This window comes from Bradyrhizobium sp. 4 (assembly GCF_023100905.1).
In the GTDB taxonomy this organism is placed as follows: domain Bacteria; phylum Pseudomonadota; class Alphaproteobacteria; order Rhizobiales; family Xanthobacteraceae; genus Bradyrhizobium.
In genome coordinates this window covers 6,777,438-6,796,966 of sequence record NZ_CP064686.1, presented here as the reverse complement: position 1 = coordinate 6,796,966, position 19,529 = coordinate 6,777,438, and the positions used below count along the sequence as shown (strand labels likewise).

Annotated in this window: 17 protein-coding genes; 8 read left to right on the top strand and 9 right to left on the bottom strand. The window is 64.7% G+C overall.

Annotation, left to right across the window (positions count from 1 at the left end):
• The first annotated feature begins 11 nt into the window (after positions 1–11).
• From IVB45_RS32525 to IVB45_RS32510, 4 genes are all read left to right on the top strand, one after another.
• Positions 12–1,247, top strand: coding sequence for an FAD-binding protein (locus IVB45_RS32525; protein ID WP_247357924.1), 1,236 nt, complete (start codon positions 12–14; stop codon positions 1,245–1,247).
• Positions 1,248–2,570, top strand: coding sequence for a glycolate oxidase subunit GlcF (gene glcF / locus IVB45_RS32520; protein ID WP_247357925.1), 1,323 nt, complete (start codon positions 1,248–1,250; stop codon positions 2,568–2,570). It abuts the gene before it with no gap.
• Positions 2,571–2,670: 100 nt separating this feature from the next.
• Entirely contained in the window at positions 2,671–3,045 is a 375-nt protein-coding gene (locus IVB45_RS32515) for a histone (RefSeq protein WP_247357926.1), read from the top strand.
• Positions 3,046–3,485: 440 nt separating this feature from the next.
• On the top strand, positions 3,486–4,490 hold the full coding sequence (locus tag IVB45_RS32510) for a TorF family putative porin (RefSeq protein WP_247284644.1): 1,005 nt from the start codon (positions 3,486–3,488) through the stop codon (positions 4,488–4,490).
• A gap of 237 nt (positions 4,491–4,727) precedes the next feature.
• On the opposite strand, the gene IVB45_RS32505 is transcribed toward IVB45_RS32510, so the two are convergent.
• Positions 4,728–6,491 carry an ABC transporter ATP-binding protein/permease gene (locus IVB45_RS32505; protein WP_247357927.1) on the bottom strand — a complete coding sequence of 588 codons (1,764 nt, stop codon included), beginning with the start codon at positions 6,489–6,491 and terminating at the stop codon, positions 4,728–4,730.
• A gap of 313 nt (positions 6,492–6,804) precedes the next feature.
• Between IVB45_RS32505 and IVB45_RS32500 the strand changes: the two genes are divergently transcribed.
• Together IVB45_RS32500 and IVB45_RS32495 are read left to right on the top strand one after the other, a co-directional pair.
• Positions 6,805–8,469 (top strand): L-lactate permease, encoded by a 1,665-nt coding sequence (locus IVB45_RS32500; protein WP_027565443.1) that lies wholly within the window; start codon positions 6,805–6,807, stop codon positions 8,467–8,469.
• Positions 8,470–8,606: 137 nt separating this feature from the next.
• The gene (locus IVB45_RS32495; protein ID WP_007614988.1) at positions 8,607–9,005 is read left to right on the top strand and encodes an META domain-containing protein; all 399 of its coding nucleotides are present in this window, start codon (positions 8,607–8,609) and stop codon (positions 9,003–9,005) included.
• A gap of 127 nt (positions 9,006–9,132) precedes the next feature.
• Here IVB45_RS32495 and IVB45_RS32490 read toward each other — a convergent pair whose 3' ends face one another.
• The 3 genes from IVB45_RS32490 to IVB45_RS32480 form a co-directional block, all read right to left on the bottom strand.
• Positions 9,133–10,344, bottom strand: a complete 1,212-nt coding sequence (locus tag IVB45_RS32490; RefSeq protein WP_027565441.1) for a hypothetical protein — start codon at positions 10,342–10,344, stop codon at positions 9,133–9,135.
• 201 nt (positions 10,345–10,545) lie between these two features.
• Positions 10,546–12,177, bottom strand: coding sequence for a chaperonin GroEL (groL, locus tag IVB45_RS32485; protein ID WP_027520435.1), 1,632 nt, complete (start codon positions 12,175–12,177; stop codon positions 10,546–10,548).
• 147 nt (positions 12,178–12,324) lie between these two features.
• Positions 12,325–12,621, bottom strand: coding sequence for a co-chaperone GroES (locus IVB45_RS32480; RefSeq protein ID WP_007596954.1), 297 nt, complete (start codon positions 12,619–12,621; stop codon positions 12,325–12,327).
• A 313-nt stretch (positions 12,622–12,934) separates the two neighbouring features.
• Between IVB45_RS32480 and IVB45_RS32475 the strand changes: the two genes are divergently transcribed.
• A complete protein-coding gene (locus tag IVB45_RS32475) occupies positions 12,935–13,456 on the top strand; it encodes a hypothetical protein (protein WP_007596953.1) in 522 nt (173 codons plus the stop codon).
• Positions 13,457–13,623: 167 nt separating this feature from the next.
• Here IVB45_RS32475 and IVB45_RS32470 read toward each other — a convergent pair whose 3' ends face one another.
• Positions 13,624–14,403, bottom strand: a complete 780-nt coding sequence (locus tag IVB45_RS32470) for a protein phosphatase CheZ (RefSeq protein WP_007614982.1) — start codon at positions 14,401–14,403, stop codon at positions 13,624–13,626.
• A 315-nt stretch (positions 14,404–14,718) separates the two neighbouring features.
• Here IVB45_RS32470 and IVB45_RS32465 point away from each other — a divergent pair, with 315 nt between their 5' ends.
• Positions 14,719–15,519, top strand: a complete 801-nt coding sequence (locus tag IVB45_RS32465; RefSeq protein ID WP_247357928.1) for a L,D-transpeptidase — start codon at positions 14,719–14,721, stop codon at positions 15,517–15,519.
• A gap of 72 nt (positions 15,520–15,591) precedes the next feature.
• On the opposite strand, the gene IVB45_RS32460 is transcribed toward IVB45_RS32465, so the two are convergent.
• From IVB45_RS32460 to hisG, 4 genes are all read right to left on the bottom strand, one after another.
• Positions 15,592–16,428 (bottom strand): DUF2076 domain-containing protein, encoded by an 837-nt coding sequence (locus tag IVB45_RS32460; RefSeq protein WP_247357929.1) that lies wholly within the window; start codon positions 16,426–16,428, stop codon positions 15,592–15,594.
• 133 nt (positions 16,429–16,561) lie between these two features.
• Complete coding sequence (locus IVB45_RS32455) at positions 16,562–17,407, bottom strand: ChbG/HpnK family deacetylase (protein ID WP_247357930.1); 846 nt, start codon at positions 17,405–17,407, stop codon at positions 16,562–16,564.
• Positions 17,404–18,450, bottom strand: a complete 1,047-nt coding sequence (locus tag IVB45_RS32450) for a glycosyltransferase family 2 protein (RefSeq protein WP_247284639.1) — start codon at positions 18,448–18,450, stop codon at positions 17,404–17,406. Before IVB45_RS32450 ends, IVB45_RS32455 begins: the two co-directional genes overlap by 4 nt.
• A 100-nt stretch (positions 18,451–18,550) precedes the next feature.
• Entirely contained in the window at positions 18,551–19,528 is a 978-nt protein-coding gene (hisG, locus tag IVB45_RS32445; protein ID WP_247357931.1) for an ATP phosphoribosyltransferase, read from the bottom strand.
• Between the last annotated feature and the right edge of the window lies 1 nt (position 19,529).

The window sequence follows — 19,529 nt, the reverse complement described above, 5'->3', positions numbered from 1 at the left end:
CCGCTACAGGCGTGGATACGCTCAAGGTCAGAGACGCCAAAGACGTCGAAGAGGTGGTGCGCGCGGCGATTGCCAATGAGCAGCCGCTCGAGATCATCGGCCATGGCTCCAAGCGCGGCATCGGCCATGCGATGGCGACCAACGCCGTGCTGGACGTCTCCGCGCTGAATGCCATCACCGCCTACGAGCCCAACGAACTCATTGTCACGCTCCAGGCCGGGGCGCCGCTGGCCGACGTGCTGTCGCTGATCGATGCCAAGAACCAGCAATTCGCCTTCGAGCCGATGAACACCGCGCCGCTGCTCGGCACGCCCGCGCTCGGCACCATCGGCGGCATGATTGCGTCTGGCCTGGCCGGTCCGCGCCGGATCAAGGCGGGCGGGGCGCGCGACCATCTGCTCGGGGCGCATGCCGTCTCCGGTTTCGGCGATAGCTTCAAGACCGGCGGCAAGGTGGTGAAGAACGTCACCGGCTACGACCTCTGCAAGCTTCTCGCCGGTTCCTGGGGCACGCTGTCGGTCATGACCGAGGTCACGCTGAAGGTGATGCCGAAGCCGGAGGCCGAGCGGACGCTGTTGCTGCGCGGCCTCGACGATGCCGCGGCCAACAAGGCGATGACGGCGGCGCTCGGCTCGCCCTTCGATGTCTCGGGGGCCGCGCATCTGCCGACATCGGCGTTCCGGACCAAGATCGAAGGGCTCGGCGATATCGCAGGCCAAAGCGAGGCGCTGACAGTGCTGCGGCTCGAGGGCATTACCGCCTCGGCCGCCCACCGTGCCGGCTCGCTGCGCGAATTGCTGGCGCCGTTCGGAACCGCAACGCTCGTCGAGGACACGATGTCAGCGGCGCTGTGGACCACGATCCGCGACGTCCTGCCGTTCGCGGCCGGCGGCGCGTTGGGGGCTTGGCCGGTTTGGCGGATCGTCTGTCCGCCGGCGTCGGGCGCGGCGCTCGGGACGCTGCTGGCGCGCGAGACCGGCGGCGACGTGATCTACGATTGGGGTGGTGGACTGATCTGGGCGGCGTTGCCACCGAAGCCGGACGCGCATGCCACGGCCGTGCGCGAACGTGCGAATGCGGCCGGCGGGCACGCCACGCTGATCCGGGCGGCCGAGGACATCAGGCGCACGATCGATGTATTCCACCCGCAAGCTCCTGGCCTTGCCGCGTTGAGCGAGCGGGTCCGCGCCAGTTTCGATCCGAAGACCATCCTCAACCGGGGCCGGCTGACGCGGGGCGCTTGCTGAATGAAGACCGAATTCTCACTCGAGCAGCTCGCCGATCCCGACATCGCGGAAGCCGACAAGATCCTGCGCGCCTGCGTCCATTGCGGCTTCTGCACCGCAACCTGTCCGACCTATGTGCTGCTTGGCGACGAGCTCGATAGCCCGCGCGGCCGCATCTATCTGATCAAGGAGATGCTGGAGAAGGACCAGACGCCGACGGCCGAAGTGGTCAAACATGTCGACCGCTGCTTGTCGTGCCTGGCCTGCATGACGACCTGCCCCTCGGGGGTGAATTATATGCATCTGGTCGATCAGGCCCGGGTCAGGATCGAGCAGCGTTACGAGCGGCCGCTGGCCGAGCGGCTGCTGCGCCGGGTGCTGGCCTTCGTCCTGCCGGACCCGCAGCGTTTCCGCGCCAGCATGTGGCTGGCGCGGCTGGCCCGCCCGCTGGCCGCGTTCCTGCCGACGCCCCGGCCGTCGGCGACACCCGGCCTGATCCTGCGCCTCAAGGCGATGCTGGCGCTGGCGCCCGACCGGCTGCCGCCACCGGGGCCCGCCGCCGGCAGTGTGTTCGCGGCACTCGGCAAGAAGCGCGGCCGGGTCGCGCTACTCCAGGGCTGCGCCCAGCAGGTGCTGGCCCCGCGCATCAACCAGGCCGCCATCAGTCTCCTCACGCGCCACGGCATCGAGGTCGTCCTCGTCAGGGACGAGCAGTGCTGCGGCGCGCTGACCCATCACCTCGGCAACGACCAGGACGCATTGGGGCGGGCTCGCGCCAATGTCGCGGCGTGGCGCGCGGAAGCGGCCGGCGAGGGGCTCGACGCCATCCTGGTGACGGCGTCAGGCTGCGGCACCGTGATCAAGGACTACGGCTATCTTCTGCGCGAGGACGCTGCGTTTGCCGCCGATGCGGCGAAGGTCTCCGCGCTCGCCAAGGACATCACTGAATACGTCGCCGGCCTTGGACTCGTGGCCACCGCGCGACAGGACAACATCGTCGTCGCCTATCACTCTGCGTGTTCGTTGCAGCACGGACAGAAAATCACGGGCCTTCCGAAAGAATTGCTTTCCAATAATGGATTCGTGGTGAAAGATGTGCCGGAGAGCCATTTGTGTTGCGGTTCGGCGGGGACCTACAACATTCTCCAGCCCGAGCTTGCGGGCCGGTTGCGTGATCGCAAGGTCGCCAACATCGCGAGCGTCAAGCCGGACATGATTGCCGCAGGCAATATCGGCTGCATGGTGCAGATTGCCAGTGGCACGTCAGTTCCGGTCGTACACACGATTGAGCTTCTCGATTGGGCTACGGGCGGGTCGCGGCCGGCATTGAACGCGCAAGACTGAGCTTTCGAAGACTGAGCTTTCGAGGGCTGAGCTTTCGTCCGGAGGTGACGGCTGAAGACGCCCGGATCGACCATTGTTCCGCGGCAACAGGAGGACCACGATGGCGAAAGCGAAGAAGAAAAAAAGCAAGAAGGCCAAGAAGGCCAAGAAGGCGGTAGCGGCGAAGAAGACCTCAAAGAAGGCAGCCAAGAAGTCCGCGAAGAAGTCTGCCAAGAAAGCCACAAAGAAATCTGCCAAGAAGGCCGCGCCGAAGAAGGCTGCCAAGAAAGCCGCTAAGAAGGCTGCCCCTAAGAAGGCTGCCCCTAAGAAGGCCGCCAAGAAGGCTGCGAAAAAAGCGGCGCCGAAGAAGGCGAAGGCAGCTCCCGCGCCGAAGCCGTCAACGCCGGCAGCTCCGGCTCCCGAGCCCGCCGCCGAGACAAGCTGGGCGATGCCTTCGTCTTCTGCGGAAACGACGCCGGCCGAAGGACAAGGTTAGGCCCAAGGTTAGGCCCAAGGTTAGGCCCAAGGTTAGGCCCAAGATTAGGCCAAGGGCTGGATCCAATCCGACGACCATGATCGACGACAGGAAGGCCGCAGCGGTGATGCTGCGGCCTTTTTGCATCGGCGTGACGGCGTGTTTGTCCTGGAGCAGCCTGATTCGTGGCGCGGCCAGCACGGTACCGCCGGGCCCGTACTAACCCGGGCCTGCCAGTGCACTTTGCAATGCAAATAATGTGGTCGAGAAGACACACAGGCTGACAACCTTTCGTGGAATCGTCAGAACGCCCAAAAAGTCGGCAGATGCCCGCGTTTTTTGCTTCTCGGTTTACGCCACTCCATCCAGATTGCCGCAGTTACGAAATTTGCAATCAGGTCGTGCGTTCCGGGGGCTTCCGGGATCCGGCTGGGGTCTTAGAACTGGTGATGGGGATCGAAATGAAAAAAGTGGCTTTGTTGGCAACGGCGCTGGCAATGGTGACGGGCTCGGCTTTCGCGGCAGACATGCGAGTGAAGGCACTGAAGGCCCCGCCGGTGGTCGCGTTTGACCCCTGGGATATCGCCTTCGGCGGCGCCATCATGAGCGACTACATCTTCCGCGGCGTCACGCAGTCGAACCACAAGCCGTCGGTCGCGGCCTATTTCGAGCCGCGCTACAACATCAACAAGGACCTCCAGCTCTACGTCGGCGTGTCCGCCGAGAGCATCTCCTTCGCCAATCGTGCCGCTGCTGAAGTCGACATCTACGGCGGTATCCGCCCGACCTTCGGCGCCTTCGCGTTCGACATCGGCGTCTGGGGCTACCTGTATCCGGGCGGCAGCTGCGCCGACAACGTGCTCACCGGTGGCATTCCTGGCGGCAACGTCTGCGGCGTCAGCACGACCACGATCTTCCTCGCCGACGGCAACGTCATGAAGAAGGACGTCAGCTTCGTCGAAGTCTACGGCAAGGTGAACTACACCATCAACGACAGCTTCACGGTCGGCGCGACCGAGTACTACTCGCCGAACTTCCTGAACTCGGGTGCCTGGGGCAACTACGCTTCGTTGACCGCCAAATACACGGCGCCCAGCACGGCCTTCGGTCCCTCCGGCATGGGCATGTATGTGTCGGGTGAGTTCGGCCGGCAGTGGTTCGGTACTTCGGACGCCTTCTACGGCACCGGCGTCGGCACCGTTTTCGCCAACGGCATCCCCTACAAGGACTACAACACCTGGAACATCGGCATCGGCTTCACCTACAAGGTGTTCACGCTGGACCTGCGTTACTCCGACACCGACCTGAACAAGGGTGATTGCAACGCCTTCACCAGCGCCTTCAACGCCACCGGCACCACCAACGTCACCGCGATCAATCCGGGCGGCGCTGGCTCCAACTGGTGCGGCGCGGCCGGCATTGCCAAGCTGTCGTTCGACCTGACGGCGATGAGCAACCTGAAGTAAGCTTCTTCCCGAAGCGACTTGATGAGGGCGGCAGGGCAAACCTGCCGCCCTTTTGCTTTTGGGCGCAGGCCGGGGCACCTGCATGGTTCGAGACGCCCGCCTCCGGCGGGCTCCTCACCATGAGGGGGCACGGATTTCACCGCGAGGACAGACCTCATCCTGAGGGCCCGCCAAAGGCGGGCGTGTCGAAGAATGGCCGCAACGAAGGGCCATAGCCTCAGGGTTGGTCGGACCGTCTCAGCGTGCCGCGCTCGGCTCCTTCTCGACCGACACGGCACCGTCACCGAGGACGTGGATCGCGCCGTGCTTCACCATCGTCACCTTGCGGGTATGGAAGGCTTCCAGCGTCGAGCGGTGGCCGATCGAGACGAGGGTGGCCTGTGGTAGCTTCTCCGCCAGCAACCGATACAGGCGGGCCTCGGATGGCTCGTCCAGCGAGGCCGTGGCCTCGTCCAGGAACAGATAGTCCGGCGCATGCAGCAGCGCGCGGGCGAGCCCGAGACGCTGCTGCTCGCCCAGCGACAGCATCCGGTTCCAATGACCGTCCTCCTCAAGCCGCTCGGCGAGGTCGGGCAGCCCGACCGCGATCAGCGCGTCCCTGACGCGTGAGGTTTCGAACGCACCCGGCGCGGCCGGGTAGACCACCGCGTCGCGCAGCACGCCGACCGGGAAATAGGGGCGCTGGGGCAGCATCATCAGCTTCGCCTTTTCCGGCACGAAGATGCTGCCGGTGCCGAACGGCCAGATGCCGGCGATGGCCCGGAACAGCGTCGACTTGCCGGAGCCCGACGGTCCGGTCACCAGCACGCGCTCCGACGTCTGGACGGAGAACGCGTCGGCGGCGACCAGCGGCGTGCCGCTCGGCAGGTTCACGCAGAGCTGTTCGAGAGAGATATTGCGATTGCCGCCGGCGGCCTTGAGGGCAATCGCAGGCTCGTGCGGCGGCAGGTGCGCGGCCGCATCGACCGACATCTCGAAGCCGTCGAGGCGGGCGACGATCGAGCGCCATTCCGCCAGCGATCGGTACGCCGTGACGAAGAACGACAATGCGCCCTGTACGCTGGAGAAGGCGGACGCGGTTTGCATCATGTCGCCAAGCTGGATCTTCTTGGCGAAGAAGGCCGGCGCCACCAGCACGTAGGGAAAGATCACGGCGGCCTGCTGATAGCTCGCGGTGAACGCGGTGAGGCGCTTGGTACGGCTCATGATGGCGTACCAATTGCCGATCACGAAACCGAAGCGCTCCAGCAGCCGGCCGCGCTCGGCGTCTTCGCCCTTGAGCAGCGCGATCTGCTCGGAATTTTCGCGGACCCGGACGAGATTGAAGCGGAAGTCGGCTTCATAGCGCTGCTGCTCGAAATTGAGATTGACCAGCGGGGCGCCGATCCAGTGCGTCAGCGCCGTGCCGAAGATCGCGTAGACCAGCGCGCCCCAGCACAGATAACCGGGGATCATGAGATCGGCGCCGAACAGGTGCAACGGCGCGGCGTTGGAAAGCCCCCAGAGGATGATTACGAACGAGAACAGCGTCACGATCGACGAGAGCAGGCCGAGACCGATGGTCAGGGTCTGCTCGACGAAATTCTTGACGTCCTCGGTGATGCGCTGGTCCGGGTTGTCGGCCGCATCGCCCTTGAGCTGCATGCGGTAGTGGGTGGCGCCTTGCAGCCATTCGCCCAGATAGTGCCGGGTCAGCCATTGCCGCCAGCGGATCTGAAGCCACTGGTTCAGATACAGCTTGTAGACGGCCAGCGCGATGAAGGCGGAGGCGAGGCCGATGAAGATCCAGATCTCCCTGACGAAACTATCCCAGTCACTTGCCTGCAGTGAGCTGTAGAACCGGTTCTGCCATTGATTGACCAGGACGTCGATCGCGACCAGCGCCAGCTCCATCGCGATGACAGCGGCGAGCAGGCCGCGGCCGGCCCATTTGTCCTCCGACCGGAAATAGGGGGCGGCGATTCGCCAGACGATCGCGAGCGTGGCGCTGATGTTCTTCACAGAGCTCTGTCTCCTGAGGGGATGTGCACAACTGCCCGGGGCCAAAGACTTGGGACGACGGCGAAAATCGGCGCGCTTAGACTAAAGTCGCAAGTCCTGCAATTTGCGTTGGCTTGTCGCAGCTTGCAACCCTAGCATGGGGCGCATCGGCGCGGGGTGGGGGCCTTCGGGATTTCGCGAGCTTGTGAGCGGACGGGAACCGCTGCATTCGCGAGGAATTCGCGTCCAGCTCGGGGGTTATCGCTTCAGCGTCAAGCAGGATCGGCTGTCCACGCGGGCCGCCTGCAGCACACATGCGTGGGGGAGGAAGATCATGTGGAATCAAGTTTATGACCCGTTGCACAGCCCTGTGCTGTCGACGATCGCGGCGGCAGTCCCTGTCGTCACATTGCTGGTCCTGATCGCGAGCGGCCGCGTCCAGGCTCATATCGCGGCGGTCATCGCCGTGATCGTGGCCAATTTGATCACGATCTTCGTCTTCACCATGCCGGCCAACATGTCGATCCGCGCTTCGGTGCTGGGCATCGTCACCGGTTTCTTTCCGATCGGCTGGATCGTTCTCAACGTCATCTTCCTTTACCAGGTGACGGTGACCACTGGACGCTTCGAATTGCTCAAGCGCGCCGTCGGCGGCGTCACCGAGGACCGGCGGCTGCAATTGCTGCTGATCGCGTTCTCGTTCGGCGCCTTCTTCGAGGGTGCTTCGGGCTTCGGCACCCCGGTCGCGATCACCGGTGCCGTCCTGATCGGCCTCGGCTTCTCGCCGCTCGCGGCCTCCGGCCTGTCGCTGATCGCCAACACAGCACCGGTCGCCTTTGGCGCGCTGGGTACGCCGATCCAGGGCCTCGCTTCGGTCACCGGGCTCGATCCCTACATCCTCGGCGCGATGGTCGGACGGCAGTTGCCGATCTTCTCGCTGATCGTGCCGTTCTGGGTGGTGTGGGCGTTCGCGGGCTGGAAGGGCATGAAGGACGTCTGGCCGGCGATTCTCGTCACCGGCGTGTCGTTCGCAGTCCCGCAATTCGTGATCTCGAACTTCGTCAACCCCTGGATCGTCGACATCGGTGCGTCGCTGATCTCGATGGGCGCGCTGATCCTGTTCCTGAAGGTGTGGCAGCCCAGGCAGCTCTGGCTGTCGCCGGCGCTGCGCAGCCGTGATGAATCGACCTCCACCATGGCGGCCGCAAAACCGCTCGACAAGACGCCGCTTACGCAGAGCGAGATGTTCAGCGCGCTGCTGCCTTGGATCATCGTCTGTATCGTGATGCTGATCTGGGGCAACGGTGCCTTCAAGACCTGGGCGAACTCGATCTTCACCTGGAACTACCCCGTTCCCGAGCTGCATCAGATGATCAACAAGATGCCGCCGGTCGCACCAGGGCCGACGAAAGAGAGTGCGGTGTTCGGCTTCACCTATCTCTCGTTCACCGGCACAGGCATGCTGATTGCCGCGATCATCTCCGGCTTCCTGATGGGCGTCGGACCCGGCAAGCTCGTGATTCAGTACGGCCGCACCATCCGGCTGTGCGCGATCTCGCTGATCACGATCTCGGCGATGCTCGCGATCGGCACGCTGACGCGGCTCTCCGGCGTGGACGCGACGCTCGGCCTCGCCTTTGCTGCAACCGGCGTGCTCTATCCTTTCTTCGGCACGCTGCTCGGCTGGTTGGGCGTGGCGCTGACGGGATCGGATACCGCCTCCAACGTGCTGTTCGGAAATCTTCAGAAGATCACCTCCGAGCAGCTTGGCCTGTCGCCGATCCTGATGGCCGCGGCGAACTCGTCCGGCGGCGTGATGGGCAAGATGATCGACGCCCAGTCGATCGTGGTCGCGTCCACTGCGACGAATTGGTACGGGCACGAAGGCACGATCCTGCGCTTCGTGTTCTGGCACTCGATCGTGCTGGCCTCGTTGGTCGGCGTGTTCGTGACGTTGCAGGCCTATGTCTGGCCGTTCACGGCGATGGTGCTGAAGTAGCAGGTCACAATTCGCTTCGAAGCAAATCCCCGCGGATTCGTCCCCGCGGGGATTTTTGCGTCGCGTATGCGCGAACCTTCTCAACGGCGCCGCCGTCTTATAGAAGGTGCCGCAAATCAGGTCGGTCGAGAGGTTTCATGGTTTCGTTCAGGCAGACGGTGTGTGCGGCGGTTGCAATGCTCGCGATGTCCACGCTCGCGCGTGCGGAGGACGGTTTTCCGTTCGGCACCGAGATGACGCTGGAGGCGCTGCCGCAGCCGGGCTCGAAGCGGATTCCGAACATCGAGATCGGCGACAATGGCGAGGTCGTGCTGGAGCTCTGGTGCAAGGGCGGCAAGGGCCAGTTCTCGGTCGCCGGCAACACCGTGATCTTCGTCCCCGGCCAGATCCAGGACCGCTCCTGCCCGCCCGCAAGGGCCCAGGCCGACGACGATCTCGTTGCAGCGCTGGGCAGCGTCGAGACCTGGAAGCGCCAGGGCGACGTGCTGACGCTCGTCGGCCCCAAGCCGCTGCGCTTTCGGGTCAACGGAAATTAGCCACCGCTGTCATTCCCCGCGAAAGCGGGGAATCCAGTACGCCGCGGCCTATCGATTCAACCACGGCCGTCTCGGAGTACTGGATCGCCCGCCTTCGCGGGCGATGACTGACAGGGGGTGTCTGCGTCTACTTCCACACCGACTTGTCGGCGTCCCATCGCTGGCCCTTCAGCTCCTTGGCGAGCGCCTCGACCGAACCGTTGTCGTCGGGCTGATCGCCTTCCTCGTCGGCCGTCGCTTCGTCTGAGAGATTGAGCTTGGCGCCGCTGCTCTCGTCGGTGGTCGTGGTCGCTGGACTCCCGACCCAGAGCATGAGCTTGTCGGTCGTGCCCGGCTTGTCGGGCGAGACGAGACCCGCAACCTCGATCGTGTCGGTGAGCTCGAGCGCGGGAAAGTCCTGGTTCGGCCGCTTGAACACCAGCTTGAGCTTGCCGGTCGCCGGGTTGAAGCTTTGCGAGACCGGCTTTGCCGCGAGCGTCCTGCTCAGCACGCCAGCCACCGCGGCCGCGAGCTTGTCGCGGTTGATCTTGTCGCCCTCGCGCCAGTCGGCGGCGGCAATGCGGATGGTGCGGTCCATCTCGGTCATGCCCGCGGTCCAGCCCGCGGCGGTGACGCCGGGCGTCGCCTTGAATTTTGCCAGCAGCGCACCGGCGCGCTCCGGATCGACCGACATGTTGATGGTCTGCTCGCCCGCGCGCAACGCGTCGCAGCCGACGGTGAGGCTCGCCAGCGTCACCTCGACGTCCTGGCCCTTCAGGCTCTTCAGGAACTCGGTCGCGGCATCCAGCTTGACCTTGACCGCGATCGCTTCCGGCGAGACGTCGGTGAAATCCTTCGGCTGCGGCGTGATACCGTCGTCGGAGGTCTGGTTGTCGAGGAATTCCTTCTCGCTGAGATCGGAATTGTCGGGCGAGGTGACCTCGGTCACGGCCTGGCCAATGCTGATCTGGCCGCGGAATTCGAACGTGTCTCCGGCCTGTTTGCGCAGCAGCTTGACGGTGACCGGCGCCTTCGCGCCGAGGCTCTGCGTCGTACCCGTCAGGTTCTGGCCCGCGACCTGGAGATTGACGACGAAGCGGTCCTTGCGGTCGGAATTCTTCGCGACGGGATAGCAGACGTCGAGCACGGCTGCGGTGACGGTCTTGCCCTGGCGTGTCTCCTTCAGGATCACGTCGGCATTGCCATCCATCAGCCCGTCGATCGAGGTGAAATAGCGCGTCTCGACGCCGCCGGGCGCCGTGGCCTTCGGCGCCAGCTTCATCTGGGCGGATGCGACCTCAGGCGAACCTGCAAGCAGAGCCGCCAGAACGGCCGTGGAGCAAAACACAAGCGCGCGCATCGACGAAATCCCCGGGGCAATGGGGCATGATCCGGAAAGTGTGAAGTGGTTTTCCGTTGAGATCAGGCCCAAACAATTCGAATCGGGCGTCACCGTAGTGGGTTTTGGCCGCCGGTTGAATTGGAAAGCACGGGCCATGATTGCCAAAAAAGAAGGCCGCCCGGAGGCGGCCTTCGCAACACTGTGGGCTAAGGATCGGTCTTAGAAGCCGCCCATGCCGCCACCGGCCGGCATGCCGGGCGCGGCGTCCTTCTTCGGCGACTCGGCGACCATGGCCTCGGTGGTCACCAGCAGGCCGGCGATCGAGGCGGCGTCCTGGAGCGCGGTGCGCACCACCTTGGCGGGGTCGATGATGCCCTTCTCGACCATGTCGACATACTCCTCGGTCTGGGCGTCGAAGCCGAAGGTCTCGGACTTGTTCTCCAGGATCTTGCCGACGACGATCGAGCCTTCCACGCCCGCGTTCTCGGAGATCTGGCGGATCGGGGCTTCCAGCGCCTTCAGCACGATGTTGATGCCGGCCTGGACGTCGGCATTGGCGTTGGTGAGACGGCCAACCGCCTTCTTGGCGCGGAGCAGCGCGACGCCGCCGCCGGGAACGATGCCCTCCTGCACCGCGGCGCGGGTGGCGTTGAGCGCGTCCTCGACGCGGTCCTTCTTCTCCTTGACCTCGATCTCGGTGGCACCGCCGACGCGGATCACCGCGACGCCGCCTGCGAGCTTAGCGAGGCGCTCCTGGAGCTTCTCACGGTCGTAATCCGAGGTGGTTTCCTCGATCTGGGCCTTGATCTGGCCGACGCGGGCCTCGATCTCCGGCTTCTTGCCGGCGCCCTTGACGATCGTGGTGTTCTCCTTGTCGATCACCACCTTGCCCGCGCGCCCAAGCATCTTCACCGTGACGTTTTCGAGCTTCATGCCGAGGTCTTCGGAGATCAGTTGGCCACCGGTGAGGATCGCGAGGTCCTCGAGCATGGCCTTGCGGCGGTCGCCGAAGCCCGGCGCCTTGACGGCGGCGACCTTCAGGCCGCCACGGAGGCGGTTGACGACCAGGGTAGCCAGAGCCTCGCCCTCGACGTCCTCGGCGATGATGACGAGCGGCTTGCCAGACTGCACCACGGCTTCCAGCACCGGCAGCATCGCCTGCAGGCCGGACAGCTTCTTCTCGTGCAGGAGGATGTAGGCATCCTCGAGCTCGGCGGTCATCTTCTCGGGGTTGGTGACGAAGTAGGGTGACAGATAGCCGCGGTCGAACTTCATGCCCTCGACGATGTCCACCTCGGTGTCGAGCGACTTGTTCTCCTCGACGGTGATGACGCCCTCGTTGCCGACCTTCTGCATCGCCTGCGCGATCATCTTGCCGATGGCGGCATCGCCGTTGGCCGAGATGGTGCCGACCTGGGCGACCTCGGAGGAGGCGGCGACCGGCTTGGCGCGCTTCTCGATGTCCTTGACGACGGCGGCGACCGCGATGTCGATGCCGCGCTTGAGGTCCATCGGGTTCATGCCGGCGGCAACCGACTTGGCGCCTTCGCGCACGATGGACTGGGCCAGCACGGTCGCGGTGGTGGTGCCGTCGCCGGCGAGGTCGTTGGTCTTGGAGGCGACCTCACGCACCATCTGGGCGCCCATGTTCTCGAACTTGTCCTCGAGCTCGATCTCCTTGGCGACGGTGACGCCGTCCTTGGTGATGCGGGGCGCGCCGAACGACTTCTCGATGAGCACGTTGCGGCCCTTCGGGCCGAGCGTCACCTTGACGGCATTGGCGAGAATGTCGACGCCGCGCAGCATGCGATCGCGCGCGTCTCCGGAAAACTTGACGTCTTTGGCAGCCATGGTCTGCAATTCCTCTTCTTTTTTCGTGATGTGTCTTGCTTATTGGGTCGCCTCATTCCCGGGGTCCGCGATCGAACCCGGCGGAATGATGCATGCCCGGATCGAGTGACCCGGGCATGCATTCAGCGGCCGTTCAGGCGTCTGGCCTTAGGCCATCACACCCATGATGTCCGACTCCTTCATGATCAGGAGCTCATCGTTGTCGATCTTGACCTCGGTGCCCGACCACTTGCCAAACAGCACACGGTCGCCGACCTTGAGGTCGATCGGGATCAGCTTGCCGGCCTCGTCGCGGCCACCGGGGCCGACGGCGACGACTTCGCCCTGGGACGGCTTTTCCTTGGCCGTGTCCGGAATGATGATGCCGCCCTTGGTCTTTGACTCGGCGTCGATACGTTTGACCACGACACGGTCATGCAGCGGACGAAATTTGGATTTAGTCATGACGTTTCCCTTTGGAGGCTCGCTTCGGAAGGAGTGAAAGTGGGCGGGCGGCGCTGCCGTCCACCCTTCTTGAGGATCGATCGGCGCGCGTTAGCAATCCATCTTTCAGAGTGCTAATGGTCCGCCCGGGAATATGGCTTGGCCGCGATCCTGTCAAGCAAAGGTGGTTAAGCGATTGGTGAGACGGATATAGGATGGTGACATTGGAAACTTGTTCGGGGCGCCGGCGTATTAAAGGACGTCATTGCTCCGGCAGCGGTTTTGCGCTTGGCTGCGGAAGGGGTGCGGCCATGGTTTTGTCCGGGGGAATGCCATGATCAGTTCAGCTCACGCGCGCACGGTCGCCAATCTGGCGGCGGCTTCTTGCCTGGCGCTGCTGCTTGGCGCCTGCGGCGGCGGCATGAGCCTGCCGTCCTTTTCTTCCTCCTCACCGCCCCCCGAGGCCGAGCCCGGCACCGGTCCGGAAATGCCCGCCTCGATCCGCGCCGACGAGATCGTCGGGCGCTGGGGCCTCGCCTCGTTCCAGAACCCGGCCGACCGCGCCCGCACCGAGGCTGCCGCCCGGGCTCAATGCAAAAATCCTTATGTGATCACCGCCGGCTCCTCCGGCGGCGTGATCATGCATCTGGCGGACCAGGCAACACCGCAGGAGCTGCGGCTGAAGGGTTCGCCCAGCGGCAAGAACTATATCGGGCCGGCGGGTCCGACGCCCGGCGAGCAGGACCGCGAGATCGTCTCCTTCGACGGCCGCGTCCTCATCACCCGCTTCATCGACAAGGACGCCGCCACCCGCTACGGCAACATGGTCTACGTCCGCTGCGCGCCGAGGGCGTAGTCGCGGCGCCGGCCTAGCCACTCGTCATTGCGAGGAGCGAAGCGACGAAGCAACCAGGCTGCCTCCGCGGACACAGTCTGGATTGCTTCGCTTCGCTCGCAATGACGTCCAAAACAAAAAACGCCGGCTTGCGCCGGCGTTTTGTTTTTCCGTAGTGTCGCGTCCGCTCAGTCGAACAGCGCGTCGATGTCGTCCTGCGAGGCGTGGCCGACGTCGCCGGCGAGCTTCGGGCCGTTGAGAAGCTTGTCGTCATCGCTGCGGGTGTCGACCTGCGGCACGACGTGGGACTTGATCGCGTCGACGCCGCCCCAGATCTCCATCATGGAATTGATGTGCTGCTCGATGAACTTCATCGTGCTCATGACCTTGCTGATGCGCTGGCCGGTCAGGTCCTGGAAGTTGCAGGCTTCGAAAATCGAGATGACGCGTTCCTGGATATCGTCGGCCAGCCGCTTCTGCTGATCGGCCGATTGCACCTTGGCCATCGCGCTGGCCGCCTGGTCGATCGACTCGGCGGCTTCGAGGATCTGCTGGGTCGCCTGTTCGGTGCCGCCGACGACCGCGCCGAGCTCGCCATTGACCTTGGCCATTTCGCCGCCGTCGAAGCTCTTGCCGTGCAGTGTCGCGATCTCGCGCTTGGTGCGGTCGATGGCGTCGTGGATGAGGTCGAGCTCGACCTTCAGCTTCTCGCACTGCTCGATCTGCGCCCGGTAAGTATCGAGCATGGTACGGGCTTCGGAGAGCTCGTGGGCAGTGGAGGCGTCGATCGCCGCCATGGCGGCGCTGCCGGACAAGGGCGCGGTGCCCTTCGCCATCTGTGCACGGATCGCACGCAACTCGGCCATGATCTCGCTATGCATCGGCGCAGCCTCCTCAATCATTTCGGGGCTGGGCATCTCGCCGACAATAGCCTCCTCGACACGAAAACGTTTGCGGTGAATAGCCATCAAGAACTCCCCCCACCTCACTCACGCGTCTTTGTAGGCAGAAGCGATTTAACACGAAGTTCACAGCCGGAACTGTCGTCTCGGTTGTGTGCGACGGCTTGCAAACGGGCGATTAACCATGCGTGCAAGGCGTTCATCGAAAATAAACGCTGATCGCCAAATTGCACCGCTGCCGACGACGTGGTGAATCGAAATGGCGTTTCCGTTTACCAAACAAAACGGCTTTTGCTCTTTATTGACCACGTCGCGGATGCGGATCAGCGGTCAGCTCGCCACGACGCATGTGATCTAGACGAAACAGTACAGAGTACGTCGATGTTCAAGAAAATGTCTGTCGCGCTGCTTGGCAGCGCTTGCACCTTCATTGCCGGCGCCAACAGCGCCAGCGCCTTCGACAATAGCGTGCCGAACGATCCGCCCGCGGTGCTCTATCAGCCGCAAGTGCCGCCTGCGCCGGTGCGTGTCGCCTCCAATGCGAACATGGGCGGCGGCTTCATCGAGTTCATGTTCGGTGACGGGCCCGGTCGCGGTCCGGCCTACGCTCCGCAGCAGCCGATGTATCAGCAGCAGCCTGGTTATTATGACCAGCGCCGCCTGCCGCCGATGGGCGAGCCGCAGACGCAGGGCGCAGGTCTTCAGCAGGAGGCGGTCGATCCGCGGCAGCGTCAGTTCGACCCGAGATTCGAGAAACAACTCGTTGACTATAGCGGCAATGAAGGCGCCGGCACGATTGTGGTCGATACGCCGAACAAATTCCTCTATCTTGTCGAGGGCAACGGCCGGGCGATGCGCTACGGCATCGGCGTCGGCCGTCCCGGCTTCACCTGGTCCGGCGTGAAGTCGATCACGGCCAAGCGCGAATGGCCGGCCTGGACGCCGCCGGCGGAAATGATCGCGCGCCGCCCCGATCTGCCCAGGCACATGGAAGGCGGCCCGGAAAATCCGCTCGGCGCGCGCGCGATGTATCTCGGCTCGACGCTTTACCGTATCCACGGCTCCAACGAGCCCTGGACCATCGGCACCAACGTCTCCTCGGGCTGCATCCGCATGCGCAACGAGGACGTCATCGATCTCTACGGCCGCGTCAATGTCGGCACCAAGGTCATCGTGATGTAGGCGCATAGCGCTCGGAACCAAAACGGCCGCCTCATCGGCGGCCGTTCTGGTTTGGAGCAAGGATAAAAAGCGTCAGGCGTAATCGCTGCCGCCATCATCTCCGCCGCCGAAATCGCTGTCGTCGGCGAGGTCGACATTGCCGCCGTCATTGTCGTTCTGATCGTTGTAGTTCTGGTCGTCGTTCGAAGCGTGGTCGGCGAAGCCCTGCCGGGACGCATCACCGCGGTTCGCGCCGATGTCGTCGAGGCCGGCATCACGCGCGAGCGAGCCGCCGGACTGATCGCTGCCGCTCCAGGGACTTCCACCAGCGCTGCGGTCGCCCAGGGCATTGGTGTCGCCGAAGGCCTGCTGATGCGATCCGCCCATCATGCCGCGGATGCTGGAGAGCAGCAGCGAGCCGCCAACGACGCCGGCCGCGGCTGCCGCCGCCGTTCCGAGGAACGAACCGCCGCCACCGCCGACCGGCGGCGCGCCATAGCCCTGACCGGGGCCCTGACCTGGACCTTGACCGTAAGCCTGCCCGTAGGGCGGCTGGCCATAACCGGGCTGGCTTTGCTGCATCGCCTGGCCGCTGTTCCACACCGGCCGCGAGTCACGCGGCGGCACGTTCGGAACCGAGCCGCGCGACGGACCCCCGCCGAACAGCGTGTCGCGCATGGTGTCCAGGAAACCGCCGGACTGCGCCTGTTCGGGCGCCTGCGCCGCCTCCAGCTCCTGGATACGGGCATGGGCGCGCTTCAGCGCTTCGTCCTGCAACAGCACGGTCTGCACCAGCGCATAGATCGCGCCAGGCGCCTTGCGCAGGCCGTCGGAGATCGCAGCGATCGCGTCGGGATCGCGCGGTGCATTTTCCAGTTTCGAAAGCCGGTCGAAAAGCTCGTCGACGAGCTGGCGTTCCTGCGGCGTCATGGTCAGTCTCCCTCGCGCAAAACAAGCGCGAGGAAGATGTAGGGTTCCATTGTGGCCCCAACAGTGCCGGCTGGATTAAATTTCGGTATGCGACAAGCTGCCCGGAGGGCGGCTTTCTCGCAAACTGTCGGTTTCACCCCAGCGTGACGCCGCTGTCCGTCAGCAGGCGCGCGAAGGCATCGCCGGCGAGATAGGCGTGCTCGCGTTCGCGGACATCCGTCATCGGGTCGAGCCCAGTGAGGATGTCGTCGACGAAGCCGGGATGACACATGATGAGGCCGCCATCCGGCAGGCCTTCGAGAAATTGCCGCATCAGCTCGCCGAAATCGGCCGCCTGCGTGAAATCATAGGCGCCGGCGAAGCCGGGATTGAAGCTCAGGCCCGCGCTGCCGGCACGGCGGCGGAATTGCGCGCTGAGGATATCGAGCACCATGGCTTTCGGTGAAGCCAGCCGCTGCATCAGCGGCAGGTCGCGGCCGCCTTGGCGCACCCAGGCTTTTGGCGCGACTTCGGCGACTGCGTCGATAAAGCCGTCGCGCACCTGCGGGTAGAGCTGCACATGCTGATGGCCGTCGACGAAGTCAGGCGCGCGCCCGAACCCTTCCGCGAAGGCTGCCAGCTGCGCCTTCACTTCGTTGCGAAAGAATTCGCGGTCGAGCCTTCGCGCAAGACCCGCGCGCAGCAGCTTCGGAAACGGGAGAAACATGTCGCCGTCGAGTGGGCGGAAATGCATGGTGAGCGGCCGGAACGGTGCCGACAATGTCACGTGCAATCCGATCGCGCAGCGCGGGCTCGCTTGCGCTGCCGTCTGGAGGGCTTCGATCTCGCTGCGCTCGACCGCAGGTCCCACCATCATAACCGAGGTGGCGTTGAGACGGCCGCGTTCGATCAGGTCGCGGATGGCGCGATTGACACCCGGGCTGATGCCGTAATCGTCGGCGCAGAGCCAGATCCGCCGCGGCGGCGCGGCCGCGTTCATTCGGCCGCCGTCCTCTTCGAGGCGTCGTCAGCCTTGTCGGTCTCGAAATGCTTTTCACTGTGCTCGGCGACGAAGTAGATCGGGCGCGCCTTCAGCTCGGAGAGGATCTTGCCGATATATTCGCCGACGATGCCGATCATGATGAGCTGCACGCCGCCGATCGTCATCAGGCCGATCACGAGTGAGGGATAGCCGGGCACCTGCTTGCCGGTGGTCAAGACCTCCCACAGGATCGACAGACCGAACAGGAACGCTCCGCCGGCGAGGATCACGCCGAGCAGGCTGGCGAAGCGCAACGGCGCCACCGAGAACGAGGTGACGCCTTCGATCGAAAGACCAAGCAGACGCGCGGCGCTGAAGGTTGTCACGCCATGGGTGCGCGGCGCGGGCTCGTAATCGACGCGGATCTGGCGGAAGCCGATCCAGCTCGCAAGGCCCTTGAAGAAGCGGTTGCGCTCCGGCAATTGCCTCAGTGCTGCGACCGCGCGCGGCGACAGCAGGCGGAAGTCGCCGGCGTCTTCGGGAATCTTCTGGCGCGCGCCCCAATTGATCAGCGCATAGAAGCCGCGCCCGGCGAGCCGCCGCAGGAACGGTTCGTTGTCGCGATGCGCCTTGGCGGTATAGACGACGTCGTAGCCGTCCTCGATCCAATGCCGCACCAGTCGCTCGACCAGCGACGGCGGATGCTGGCCGTCGCCGTCCATGAACAGCACCGCGCCGAGCCGGGCATGGTCGAGGCCGGCCATCAGCGCGGCCTCCTTGCCGAAATTGCGCGACAGCGACACCACCTGGACGTCGACCGCGTCGGCCGGCAGCGAGCGGGCGATCGACAGCGTCGCGTCCGCGCTGCCGTCGTCGACATAGACGACCTCGCAAGCCAAGCGATAGCGCTGACGCAAGGTCTTTGCGAGATCGCAGATGCGCTGGTGCAGGGCGGCGAGGCCCGCCGCTTCGTTGTAGAGCGGGACGACAATCGACAGTCCCTTCGCGGCGGTGCTTGCCGCGATGGTCGTCATGCCGGAAACGTCAGAGCCCAGCGTCATCGATCAAGGTTCCAGAGGCGTTCAAGGTCATCTCAACAGCATATGGTAGCTGCCGTTTGCTGTCGCTACGCTGAACGGAATTGCTCAACAAACTTTGGGCTCACTGCCGCAGGAACGCCTCGAGCCTGGCGAACAGCGGGTTGTCCCGGTCGAAAACATAATCCAGCGAAACCACCGAGACGGTCTCGGCGCCATGGGTGCGCAGGAAGCTCGCGAGTGCATAGAGCTGGCCCGGCGGGCAGTGCAGTGTGAGCATGCCCGACGAGGTCGGCCCGCCGAACGCGGCTTCGACGCCGAAGCGCTCGTGGGCCTCTGTGAGCATGGCCGCGTCGCACTGGCGGAAGCGGGTGCGGACTTCGCGGTATTTGTTGGCCCGCGCCCGCGCCGCGATGTGATCGAGGATGATTCGCGCGGTCTCCCGCGCCTTCGGCGACCAATCGGCGTCTCTTGAGGCGACCAGATTGGCCTGGCTGCGCAGGATCACGCCGTCGTCGAGCACCCGCAATCCGTTGGCGGCGAGGGTCGCGCCGGTCGTGGTGATGTCGACGATCAACTCGGCGCTGCCGGCGGCCGGCGCGCCTTCGGTCGCGCCCGTGCTTTCGACGATGCGGTAATCGGTGATGCCCTGGCTCTGGAAGAAGGCGCGGGCGAGGTTGATGAACTTGGTCGCGACCCGCATGCGCATGTGATGCTGCTCGCGGAAGCCGGTGGTGACGTCGTCGAGGTCGGCCATGGTGCGGACGTCGATCCACGCCTGCGGCACCGCGACGACGACGTCGGCATAGCCGAAGCCGAGGCCTTCGATCAGGGAGACGCGCTTGTCGGCGTCCGCGATGGTCTCGCGCACCAGATCCTCGCCGGTGACGCCGAGATGCGCCGAGCCGCGGGACAGTTGCGAGGCGATTTCGCTCGCCGAGAGATAGGCGACCTCGACATTGTCGAGGCCCGCGAGCGTGCCGCGATAGTCGCGGGCGCCGCCCGCCTTCGACAGCTTCAGCCCGGCGCGGGCGAAGAAGGCCTCGGTGTTTTCCTGCAGGCGGCCCTTGGAGGGAACGGCCAGAACGAATGGCGCGCTCATG